The sequence below is a fragment of the Denitromonas ohlonensis genome (assembly GCF_007625205.1).
Classification (GTDB): domain Bacteria; phylum Pseudomonadota; class Gammaproteobacteria; order Burkholderiales; family Rhodocyclaceae; genus Nitrogeniibacter; species Nitrogeniibacter ohlonensis.
The window spans coordinates 25,152-36,460 of sequence record NZ_VMNI01000002.1 but is presented as its reverse complement, the minus strand read 5'-3'; the positions used below and the strand labels follow the sequence as shown (position 1 = coordinate 36,460).

Sequence of the window (11,309 nt, the reverse complement as noted above, 5' to 3'; positions counted from 1 at the left end):
CTCATTCTGACACAGATCAGTTTTACTACGGCTCAGTTTGCAGAATGTTTGAGGAATGTTTGGCATGCGATGTGGCGTTGGCGCCGCAAAGTGCTGTCGACCGCCGCGGCGCGCCGGTTTGAAATCGCTGTGCGCGCAGACGCAAAGACGTCAATGACCGATTGAGAAGCTGAAGCGTGCGCCTTCGCCGGGGGCGGATTCGGCCCGGATCTGACCGCCGTGACGCTGGATGATGCGGGCCACGGTGGCCAGTCCGATGCCCGAGCCGGCGTATTCGCTGGTGACATGTAGCCGGTTGAAGGGTTGAAACAGCTTGTCGGCGTAGGCCATGTCGAAGCCGACGCCGTTGTCAGCGACACAGAACATCACCTCGTCCTCGTCGCGGGTCGCAAAAAAGGCGATTTGCGTGACTGCCTGGCCGGCAGAGAACTTCCAGGCGTTACGCAGCAGATTTTCGAGGACGACACGCATCAACGCGCGGTCGGCGTGAGCGGTCAGCCCGGGGGTGATGTCGATGTCGACGACCCGCTCGGGGGATTCGTGGCGCATCTCGGTGGTGATCTCTTCCACCAGCTGGCTGAGGTCGATGTTTTCGCGGCGCAGGGTCTGACGCGTGAGGCGGGCCAGCTCGATGAGGTCGTCGATCAGATGGGCCATTCTGAGCGTGGCCGCGCGAATCCGCGCAAGGTAGGCGCCCGAGGTGGCGTCGAGCCGCTCGGCCATGTCTTCTTGCAGAATGCTCGCAAAGCCTTCGATGGCGCGCAGGGGCGCCCGCAGATCGTGCGACACCGAATAGGAGAAGGCTTCGAGCTCCCGGTTGGATGCTTCGAGTTCGGCGGTGCGCGCCCGTACTCGGGCTTCGAGTTCCATATTGACGTTTTTGAGCGTCAGCTCCGCGACCTTGCGGGTGGTGATGTCATCGAGCGAGCCCATGATGCCGATGGTCCCGCCGGCGGAGCGGATCATTTGTCGTGCATGGGCTTCGAGCCAGCGGATTTCGCCTTCGGTGGTGCGGATCCGCAGCTCCATGATTTCGTCGTGGGCGGCGCCGGCATTGAGTCGCTTGAACAGCACACGGGCACGGCCGCGATCGTCGGGGTGCAGGAAGGACGCCAGAGGCTGGCCGACGCTGCTGTCAATGGGGTGTCCGGAGATCTGCGTCCAGGCAGGATTGAGAAAGGTGAACACGCCATTGAGATCGGTCTGAAAAATGACTTCGTTGACTGATTCGACCACCTCTTGGTAGCGGGTGCGGCTCTCTTGCAGGGCACGCTCTGCGAGCACGCGATCGGAGATGTCGCGTATCACGCGAAGTGTTGCCGGCCCGCCTTCGAAGTCGACGACCACACCGGTCGATTCAACCTCGACGTCGGTGCCGCTCAGTCCCTGGAACCGGAACTGCGCGCGCGGTAGCGTCTGGCCGGCGTGGAAATGCCGGTTCAGTGCGAGGGTTCTGCGAGCGTCCTCGGTGTGCGGCCGCTCAAAGAAACGGCTCAGCGGGGTGTTGAGCAACGCCGTTGTGTTGGGGGCGCCAAAGACATGGGTGGCCGCGGCATTGGCGAAAAGTATCCGGTCGTCGCGATGCACGATGATGCCGTCGGGGGTGACGTCAACAAGCCGCCGGTAGCGACTTTCGGCGGCGCGCCGTTCGCGCTGCGCGACAATGCGGGCGGTAATGTCTTCGACGATGGTGATGAAGCCCTTGAGGCCGCGATGTTCGTCACGCAGGGCGGTGACGGAGATATGCGCCCACACCGTATGCCCGTCCTGGTGGACGTAGCGCTTTTCGCCCTGGTGCGACGAGATCTGACCGCTGACAAAGGCCCGATAGGCCTGATCGTCAGCGGCCTGGTCGTCCGGGTGGGTAAAGGTGCGAAAGTCGCGACCGAGCAGCGCTCGTCTTGGATAACCCAGCATGTGTGCGAATGCGGCATTGACGCTCTGCCGCCGGCCGTCGGCGTCGAGCGTGATGATGCCAACCGGTGCGTGTTCAAAGGTGGTGCGATAGCGCGCTTCGCTGGCCGCCAGCGCGAGCTGGATGTTGCGCTCGGCGGTGATGTCGCGCGCGACGCCGCGATAGCCACAGAAGCGGCCGGCGTCATCGTAATAGGGTCGCCCGCTGACGGAAAACCAGCTGCTGCTTCCGTCGGACATTCGTCGTGAATAGACAAAATCGCTGAACGACTCGTGGTGTTCACAACGAAGGATATGGGCTTTCCAGTGGGGTTCGGTGCCGGTGGCCTCCGCCAGCGCCCAGCGGGTCTTGCCGATGACGGCGTCGATGTCGAGGTCGTGCTCGTTGCGCGGGCTGGTCACCAGGCGCGTAAAGCGGAACTGGGTGTCCTGCTCCCAGAACCAGTCGAAGGAGCCTTCAACCAGCGTGCGGAAACGTTCCTCGCTGTCGCGCAGTTCGCGCTCGGCGTTGATGCGTTGGGTGAGGTCGCGGCCGACGCCACGATACCCCTCGAAATGGCCATGTCGAAACAGCGGCTTGCCAACGAATTCGAGGTGTCGCAGCGCACCGGACAGATCGTAGCGGGAGATCAGAAGCGTGAAGGGTTCGTGCTTTGCCAGGCGCTGTTGGTGGTCCGACCAGCGGCCGGCGTCCATGTTGTTGCAGGGCAGCTCCCACAGGTGTGCACCGACAAACTCGGCGCTGTCCATGTTGGCCATGCTGCGCATGCCTTCGCTCATCAAGGTGAAGCGGTGCTCAATGTCGGTTTCCCACAGCCAATCGCTGGACAGTTCAACAAAGTCCATCAGCCGGCGCTGATTGAATTCGGTGACGGCGGTGGCGCGGTGTGCAAAGTCGACGGCGAAACGGTAGTTGCGAATCGAGCGGAAGCCCAGGCTCAGCGCGACGCCAAGCACGACCACCAGCAACGCGAGGCCGATCCAGCCAGTCGCATCGTTCAGGGCTGGGAGGCTGCCGGCATTGTCCGTCGCGGCGACAGCCTGGTTGTTTCGGGCGGCCCACCATTTTCCAGACAGCACCAGCAAGACGACCAGCGCCAGCCCCGCCAGGGCCAAGGAGCGGTGCAGCAAGCGCTTCGCCGAGGACGGCGTGGCGTGGAGGTCGGCAGGCTTGTCGTGTGAATCCATGTCGGGTGCCGTGGTGTATCGCCGTCAGAGCCTTCGTGCTCTCGAGACCAAGGGGCCCGGGTCGCGGCGCCGTAGGGCGTTGATCGAATAATACGCGTTTGCCCAGTGAGCCAAGGGCGCGTTCAAAGTCACCCATTCAGGTCTACTGCGAACAGCCGAGGACAGCAAGCTAGAATTCAACACTTCATTCAGCTTGAGGTCTCTCATGTCCGAACCGATCAGTCAGCCGGGCGTTGCCGCAATCAAACATGGCGGCGGCCAGCCCTCGGCTTGGGTTCAGCGCCATGCCGGCGGGTTGATGGCAGGGTCAAGCGTGCTCGATCTGGCTTGCGGCCGCGGGCGCCATGCGCGGTGGCTGGCCGATCGGGGTTGCCATGTGACTGCCGCGGATCGCGATCCGGCCGCGCTGGCGGCGATTGACGCTCATCCGGGGGTCACGCCTTGCGCGCTCGATCTGGAGTCCGGCGACGCCTGGCCGTGGCCGGACGCTTCGTTTGACGCGATCGTGGTGACCAATTATCTGCATCGGCCGAGTTTTGACCGCCTGGCGGCTTTGCTGTGCCCAGGCGGCCTACTGATCTACGAAACCTTCATGCTCGGCAATGCGGCCTTTGGCAAACCCAGTAATCCCAATTTTCTCCTGATGCCGGGAGAGCTGCTTGAGCGCACGCGAGAGGCCTTCACCGTGCTCGCCTTTGAGCAGGGCGAGATCGCGCGTCCGGCGCCGGCCATGGTGCAGCGTATTTGCGCCCGCAAAGGCGAAGCGCCGGGCCGTCTGCCGGAATGATCAGCGGGCGTCGGCCCGCGCCGGTGTTTTCGCCAGAATGGCGTCGGCAATGGCGATGACGCCGGACGGGCTCAGGTCGTCGGTCGTCACATGAATGGCATCGCCAAAGCGCACATAGTTGCTGTTTTGGGAGCGCTTGTAGAGCGGGTCGTAATGCAGATCGACCAGTTCGGCAAACAAGGCGGGCAGATCGTGCGCGGCGGCGTAGTCCTGCCAGCGCGCCAGGGTCTCGTTTGAGACGATGCGGTTGAGGCAGCCGAGCTTGCGCTGCAGGTCGGCCACGTCGTCGCCCAGGTAGGCATAGTCGCGTAGCAAAAATTCGATGCGCGCCTCGCGGCTGGCGTCGATGGCGAAGCAGGGCGAGCCTCGCATGGCCTCCATCAACTCGGTGGGCAGGTGTACCCGGCCGATCTTGCGGCTCTCGGCTTCCACATACACCGGTTGATCAGGGCTGAACCGGCTGAGCTCGGCATGCAAGGCGGTTTCGAACTTCTTCTGGGTCGGCTGGGCAATGCCGGGCAGCGCGCCGAGCACCGAGCCTTTGTGCGAGGCCAGCCCCTCCAGATCAAGCACCTGCGCTCCAGCCGCGGCCAGGGCTTCGAGAATGCGTGTTTTGGCGCTGCCGGTGGCGCCGCCGATGATGCGGAAGTCGAGTGCGGCCGGTTGCTGCGCCAGCGCATCGATCACCAGGCGGCGAAAATTCTTGTAGCCGCCTTCGAGCTGGCAGGCATCCCAGCCGACCATGCGCAGCCAGGTCACGAAGGCGCCGCTGCGCTGCCCGCCGCGCCAGCAATACACCAAGGGGCGCCAGTGCTTGGGCTTGTCCTGAAAGTGCGCGAGCAGATGGCGGGCCAGGTTCTCGGCCACCAGCGCGCCGCCGATGCGCCGCGCCTCGAATGGCGACACCTGCTTGTAGATGGTGCCCACGCGCGCCCGTTGTTCGTCGTCCAGCACCGGCATGTTCACCGCACCGGGGATGTGGTCGTCCGCAAACTCGGCCGGCGAGCGCACATCGATGATCTCGTCAAACTCGGAAAGCTGTGCTACGGTCGCGCTGCCTTTTTTCATCACCATCCTGTGCCGGCGCCGTTCGCGCGCCTCTGTGTGTAAATCATGACTGCTGTTCGTTTGACCGAATTTTCCCACGGCGGTGGCTGCGGCTGCAAAATTGCGCCCGCCGTACTGTCCGACATTCTCTCGCGCTCACCCATGGGCGTGATGCCGCCTGAGCTGCTGGTGGGCAACGCCTCGTCCGATGACGCCGCAGTGTATCGGCTCAACGACCAGCAGGCGATCGTGGCGACCACCGATTTCTTCACGCCGATTGTCGACGACCCCACCGATTTCGGCCGCATCGCCGCCACCAACGCTATCAGCGACATCTACGCCATGGGCGCCACGCCGATCATGGCGCTGGCGATTGTCGGCATGCCGCTCGATAAACTCGCCCCCGAAGTGATCGGCCAGATCCTCGAAGGCGGCGCCAGCGTGTGCCGCGAGGCGGGCATTCCGATTGCCGGCGGGCACTCCATCGATGTGCTCGAGCCGATCTACGGGCTGGTAGCGCTGGGCATCGTGCACCCCGATCGCGTGCTGCGCAATGATGCGGCTCGCGCCGGCGATGTGCTGGTGCTCGGCAAGCCGCTGGGCGTCGGCGTGCTCTCCGCCGCGCTCAAGAAAGGCCAGCTAGACGCCGACGGCTACGCCTGCATGATCGACACCACGACGCGCCTCAATACGCCGGGCGTTGCGCTGGCGCAGATTGACGGCGTGCATGCGGTGACCGACGTGACCGGTTTCGGCCTGGCGGGCCATCTGCTCGAAATGTGCCGGGGTTCGGCGCTGTCGGCCGAGGTGGTGTTTGACGATATTCCGATGATCGACGCGGCCCTCGGCTTTGCCCAGGCCGGTGTCGTCACCGGCGCCTCGCGACGCAACTGGGAAGGCTACGGGAACAATGTGCATCTGGCCGATGAGCTGGGCGCATGGCAGCAAGCGCTGCTGACCGACCCGCAAACCAGCGGCGGCTTGTTGGTGGCCTGCGATTCGGGCTCGGTCGATCAGGTGCTCGAAGTGTTCCGTGAGCAGGGCTTCGGCAGCGCTGCGGTGATTGGCCAAATGAACGCGGGTGGGCCGACGGTCCAGGTTCGCTGACGCAAGCATCGCGTTTTACGACAATCGCCGCTTGGTGGGCGGCGAGCCGCCCACCCTACGACGTGGTCGCCGCCAGGGCGCGTGGCGTTTTGCTGCTGCCAATGCGCCGACCATGAAAGAACTCATGCCGCCAGCCGTGCAGCGACCGTGATGCAATGCTCGTAGGGTGGGCGGCTTGCCGCCCACCACCGCGCCTCACGACAAACGCCGCGCCTCACGACAAACGCCGCTTGGTGGGCGGCGAGCCGCCCACCCTACGACCGTAGTCGTCGCCGCGGTGTGTGGCGAAGTCCGGTAGCCACTGCGCCGGACATCAAATGATTTCGAGTTGCGTTGTCTGTACTTCAGAGGCCTTGGCGCGCTTCTCGTAGGGTGGGCAGCTCGCTGCCCACCAAATCCGTCAGCGCCGTGATACCGCCGCCGGTAGCAGCGGTTTGAGTGCCGGCCACATGGTGTCAACAATGCGCGGCTGGGCGTCGGCAGTCGGGTGCATGCCATCGGCCTGGAACAGCGCGCGGTCTTCGGCGAAGCCATCGAGCAAAAACGGTACAAAGGCCAGATGGCGTGTTTTGGCCACCTCGGCGAAGGTGTTCTGGAACAGCCGCGTATACACCGGCCCGTAGTTCGGCGGCAGACGCATGCCCACCAGCACCACCTTGGCGCCCGCGGCCTCGGCCGCGTCGACCATTGCCAGCAGGTTCTCCCGCATCAGTTTGACCGGCAGCCCGCGCAAGCCATCATTGGCGCCCAGCTCGATGACGACCACATTCGGCGCGTGTGCTTCAAGCGCCTGTGGCAGCCGCGCCCGCCCACCGGCGGTGGTCTCGCCACTCACGCTGGCGTTGATCACGGTATGCTTGCCCGGCAAGGCATCGAGCTTGCGCTGTAAATGGGCCGGCCAGGCCTGGTCGGCCGACAGGCCAAAACCGGCCGACAAGCTGTCGCCGAGCACCAGCACCGTGGCGGCCTGCGCCAGTGTTGCCGTCAGAACCAACAGTAAACCAATAATGGATCGAATCATGCTCTCCAACTCCGGGCCGGTCATCGAAGTCACCGGCTTGTCCAAATCAGTGCCTGCGCGCGAAGGGCAGGGCGGCGTGCTGCCCATTCTCAAAGACATCAGCTTTGCCGTGCAAGCGGGCGAGTCGGTCGCCATCGTTGGCGCCTCCGGCTCCGGCAAATCCACGCTGCTCGGGCTTGTTGCGGGCTTGGACGTGCCAACGGGCGGATCGGTTCAACTCGCCGGGCAATCCCTGTTCGCGCTCAGCGAAGATGCCCGCGCCCAATTGCGTGGCGCCCAGATGGGCTTCGTGTTCCAGTCCTTTCAGTTGCTGCCGGCGCTCACCGCGCTCGACAACGTCATGCTCCCGCTCGAACTCGCCGGCCAGCCCAAGGCCGAAGCCACCGCCCGCGACTGGCTCAAGCGCGTCGGCCTCGAAGGGCGCACCGGCCACTATCCCAAGCACCTCTCCGGCGGCGAACAACAACGCGTCGCACTCGCCCGCGCCTTCGCCCCATCCCCCGCCGTGCTGCTGGCCGATGAGCCGACCGGTAACCTCGACGCCGAAACCGGCGCCGCGATCATCGAACTCATCTTCGAACTTAACCGCGAACACGGTACGACGCTGATCCTCGTGACCCATGATGATGCGCTCGCCTCGCGTTGCGACCGGGTGCTGCATATGCAGGGTGGGGTGTTGAGTGAGGCGGGGGTGACGGCTGAACTTTAGATCGCTGCCATGGCCGATGAGCAACATAGCGGGAACTCTGTTAAGCGGAGCATCTCAGCGAGAAGTGAGATTCTTGGAATTCTTCAGCATCATAGACGCTCGATTTCTGACTGAAGCACTTCAATATCAATGCCGAGGCTTGTTTCAACAACAAATTTCGGCTCTGGCTGCAAGGCGATGATTGTCAACAACTCGCCAATGGCTCCTGTATGAGAACCAGCGACAACGCTGACAGTATCTCGATGGGAGAACCAAACGCCCGCAATAGGGGTTCGATCGAGAAATGCTTGGCCGAGCTTTGCGCTATCCATGGATATGCTGATGTCGTCAACTAGCAGAACGTCTGAAGGCAGGGCGCTGAAGCCTTCAGTGCCATCTGCGAACGAAAGCCAAAGGTAACCATGAGGCAGGAGCTTCCGGATTTCGACGATGCAGCCCTTTTGATCTAGAAGTCGGCGCTGGTCTTCGGCAGGCAGGTCGTGCAATAGCCAATCAGGGATACTTGTGACCTGAACTCGCCTGCCTGGTTGAAAGGCGGAATTCATGATCGTTGGGCAGCCATAACTGCTTGAGCACAACCAACCCCCGCTCGCACCGCCCCCTCAATCGTCGCCGGATACGGCCCCTCCACGTAATCCCCTGCCAGCCAGATACCGTGCTGCGCGGTCTTCACGCCCGGCCGCGCAAGCTGCGGTCGGCAGGCGAAGGTGGCGCGTTTTTCGGTGATGGTGAGGATGCTCTCGGCTGGTGGCAGGCGGCGGTCGAGGAGGGTTTCGAGTTCGTTGTGGACGGCGAGTTCGACTTCGTGTTTGGGGATGTCGAGATGCGGGCCGAGGGCGCTGATGACGGCGGCGATGAGGCCGGCGGGGCCGCCGGTCTGGCCGCGGTCGAAGAACCATTGGGCGAGGCCGCCTTCGGCGCCGATCATGGGCGCGGGCAGGCGGACGCTGTCGTCGTATTGGAGGTAGGTGGTGAGGATGGGCTCGTAGGGCAGGGCCTGGATCGATGCGACCAGCGAGGCGAGCGCGGCGAAGGGCGCGAGCAGATCGCCTGCGTGGTAGGGCGCGGTGGCGACGACGACATGGTCGAAGCGACGGGCGGACACCGGGTCGCCTTCGAGGCGGTAGCGTTGGCCGTCGGGCACGATCTCGGTGATGGCTTCGGTGACGTAGACCTGGCCGCCATTGCGGCCAAGCCAGCGGGCGGCGGGCACCGGAAACAGCTCAGACAGATCGACTTTGGGGATCAGCAGTTCACTGGCCGAGGCGCCGGCGGCTAGGGTGTCGCGCAGTACGTTGGCGAACACGCGGGCTGAGGCTTCGGCCGCCGGGGTGTTGAGCGCGGCGACGCACAGCGGCTCCCACAGGAAGCGGCGCAGGCGCTCGGGCTGGGTGGCGTTGTCGAGTAGCTGGCTGACGGTGAGGTGCACCGGCAGGCGGAAGCGCTGGGCCTTGAGGTGCTGGATGAAGCGCAGGCAGGCGCGGCGCTCGGACCAGTCCATGCCCTGGGCGCGCAGCAGGCCGACGGCCAGATGCAGCGGCGCGGGCAGGCTGGCGGCGGTGAGGCGGAACTTGCCGGGGTAGTAGAGATCGAGCGGGGCGTTGTAGAACACCGAGGGGCGCACGCCAACGTAGCGCAGCAGGCGCAGGGTTTCACTGTAGGCGCCGAGCAGCAGGTGCTGGCCGTTGTCGACCGACAGGCCGTCTTTTTCGACCCGACGGGCGCGGCCGCCCATGACGCTGGCGCGCTCGAACACGGCCACGCGGGCGCCTTTGCGCACCAGCTCGACCGCGCAGGCCATGCCGGCGTAGCCACCGCCGATGACGGCGACTTGCGGGGCGTCGAGGCGGGCGCGCTGAACCATCTAGTTTTTAAGCCAGGTGCTTGTGGCGATCCACAGCTTGCGCACGGGGGTGAGCGAGGTGCGGCGATCGAGCACGAGGAAGCCGTCGCGGGCGATTTCGTCGAGCAGGGTGCGGTAGATGGCAGCCATGATCAGGCCGGGGCGCTGAGCCTTGCGGTCGATGGCGGGCAGTTGCGCCATGGCCTGGTCGTAGAAGCTGATGGCGCGCTCGGTCTGGAACTGCATGAGGGCGACGAACTTGTCGCTGTGCTCGCCTTGCAGCAGGTCGCTGGCGGGCACGCTGAAGCGTTGCAGGTCTTCGACGGGCAGATAGATGCGGCCGCGGCGGGCATCTTCGCCGACATCGCGAATGATGTTGGTGAGCTGGAAGGCGAGGCCGAGGTCGTGGGCGTACTTGAGCGTCTGTCGATCCTGGTAGCCAAAAATTTCGGCGGCGAGCAGGCCGACCACACTGGCGACGCGGTAGCAGTAGAGGCGCAGGGTCTTGAAGTCGAGATAGCGCGTTTGCGCCAGATCCATCTGCATGCCGTCGATGATTTCGAGCAGCTGCTCGGTCGGCAGGCTGAAGCGTTTGCGCACTTCGGTGAGCGCCAGGCCGACGGGGTGGGTGGCTTCGGACTTGTCGAGCCGCAGGATTTCGCTGCGCCACCAATCGAGTTTGCTTTGGGCGATGGAGGGGTCGAGGTTGTCGTCGACGATGTCGTCCACTTCGCGGCAAAAAGCGTACAGCGCCATGATGGCTTGCCGCCGCTCGATGGGCAGGAACAGGAAGCTGTAGTAGAAGCTCGATCCGCTGGTGGCGGCTTTTTGCTGGCAATACTCGTGGGGGTTCATCGTGTGTTCGCGTGGAAGTTGAGCGCGGCGAGGGCGATACCGGGGGCGTCGCGCTTGCCGAGGCTGGGCCGATGGCGGAAGACATCATAGCCGACGGCTTCGATGCGTTTGAGAATACGCAGGCCGCCGAGCACGATCAAACGTAATTCCCAGCCAATGCGGCCGGGCAGTGCGGTGGCCAGCGGTGCGCCGCTGTGCATGAGGGCACGGGCACGGTCGACCTGGAAGCGCATGAGCGCGCGCCAGGCGTTGTCGACACGCTGCTCAATCAGGTGGGCTTCGGTGACATCGAAGCGCGCCATGTCGTCGGCGGGCAGGTAGATGCGCTGCTTTTGCCAGTCGATGGCCACGTCTTGCCAGAAGTTGATCAGCTGCAGGCTGGTGCAGATGGCGTCGGACTGCGTCAGATGGGCCGGCGTGTCGGCGCGGTAGAGGCGCAGCATCAGGCGGCCGACCGGGTTGGCCGAGCGACGGCAGTAGTCGAGCAACTCGGTGTAATCGGCGTAGCGGGTTTTGCCGACGTCCTGACTGAAGGCGTCGAGCAGGTCGCGGAAAAGCTGGATCGGCAGTTCGTGCGCGGCGATGTGGGGCGCGAGCCGCGTGAAAATGGGCGCGCCCGATGGCTTGCCTTGCTCGATCAGGTGCAGTTCGCGGCGGTAGTCGTTGAGTTGTGCGAGGCGCACCACGGCGGGCGCGTCGCCTTCATCGGCGATGTCGTCGGCGCTGCGGGCGAAGGCGTAGATGGCCTCGACCGGTTCGCGCAAGCGCGCCGGCAGCAGGAACGACGCGACGGGAAAATTCTCGTAGTGATCGACCGGCATGGCGCCCGATGGGAAAA

At 64.4% G+C, this 11,309-nt stretch carries 10 protein-coding genes; 3 read left to right on the top strand and 7 right to left on the bottom strand.

Going from position 1 to position 11,309, the window contains the following annotated elements:
• Positions 1-150: 150 nt before the first annotated feature.
• On the bottom strand, positions 151-3,102 hold the full coding sequence (locus tag FHP89_RS00890) for a PAS domain S-box protein (RefSeq protein ID WP_144176587.1): 2,952 nt from the start codon (positions 3,100-3,102) through the stop codon (positions 151-153).
• A gap of 205 nt (positions 3,103-3,307) precedes the next feature.
• Between FHP89_RS00890 and FHP89_RS00885 the strand changes: the two genes are divergently transcribed.
• Positions 3,308-3,889: a class I SAM-dependent methyltransferase gene (locus FHP89_RS00885; protein WP_144176586.1), complete on the top strand. Its 582-nt coding sequence runs from the start codon at positions 3,308-3,310 to the stop codon at positions 3,887-3,889.
• Here the strand turns inward: FHP89_RS00885 and mnmH are convergent, their stop codons facing one another.
• Positions 3,890-4,957 (bottom strand): tRNA 2-selenouridine(34) synthase MnmH, encoded by a 1,068-nt coding sequence (gene mnmH / locus FHP89_RS00880; protein WP_144176585.1) that lies wholly within the window; start codon positions 4,955-4,957, stop codon positions 3,890-3,892.
• 45 nt (positions 4,958-5,002) lie between these two features.
• Between mnmH and selD the strand changes: the two genes are divergently transcribed.
• On the top strand, positions 5,003-6,043 hold the full coding sequence (selD, locus tag FHP89_RS00875; RefSeq protein ID WP_144176584.1) for a selenide, water dikinase SelD: 1,041 nt from the start codon (positions 5,003-5,005) through the stop codon (positions 6,041-6,043).
• 400 nt (positions 6,044-6,443) lie between these two features.
• On the opposite strand, the gene FHP89_RS00870 is transcribed toward selD, so the two are convergent.
• Positions 6,444-7,064: an arylesterase gene (locus FHP89_RS00870; RefSeq protein ID WP_144176583.1), complete on the bottom strand. Its 621-nt coding sequence runs from the start codon at positions 7,062-7,064 to the stop codon at positions 6,444-6,446.
• On the opposite strand from FHP89_RS00870, the gene FHP89_RS00865 reads away from it, so the two are divergent.
• Positions 7,051-7,773, top strand: a complete 723-nt coding sequence (locus FHP89_RS00865; RefSeq protein ID WP_144176582.1) for an ABC transporter ATP-binding protein — start codon at positions 7,051-7,053, stop codon at positions 7,771-7,773. The genes FHP89_RS00870 and FHP89_RS00865 overlap by 14 nt on opposite strands.
• 89 nt (positions 7,774-7,862) lie before the next feature.
• Here the strand turns inward: FHP89_RS00865 and FHP89_RS00860 are convergent, their stop codons facing one another.
• The 4 genes from FHP89_RS00860 to hpnC are packed head-to-tail and all read right to left on the bottom strand — an operon-like array spanning position 7,863 to position 11,292.
• On the bottom strand, positions 7,863-8,318 hold the full coding sequence (locus FHP89_RS00860; protein ID WP_144176581.1) for a hypothetical protein: 456 nt from the start codon (positions 8,316-8,318) through the stop codon (positions 7,863-7,865).
• Positions 8,315-9,637, bottom strand: coding sequence for a hydroxysqualene dehydroxylase HpnE (gene hpnE, locus FHP89_RS00855; protein WP_144176580.1), 1,323 nt, complete (start codon positions 9,635-9,637; stop codon positions 8,315-8,317). The genes FHP89_RS00860 and hpnE overlap by 4 nt, the downstream gene beginning before the upstream one ends.
• Positions 9,638-10,471: a presqualene diphosphate synthase HpnD gene (hpnD, locus tag FHP89_RS00850; protein WP_144176579.1), complete on the bottom strand. Its 834-nt coding sequence runs from the start codon at positions 10,469-10,471 to the stop codon at positions 9,638-9,640.
• The gene (hpnC, locus tag FHP89_RS00845) at positions 10,468-11,292 is read right to left on the bottom strand and encodes a squalene synthase HpnC (protein ID WP_144176578.1); all 825 of its coding nucleotides are present in this window, start codon (positions 11,290-11,292) and stop codon (positions 10,468-10,470) included. The genes hpnD and hpnC overlap by 4 nt, the downstream gene beginning before the upstream one ends.
• Positions 11,293-11,309 lie beyond the last annotated feature (17 nt).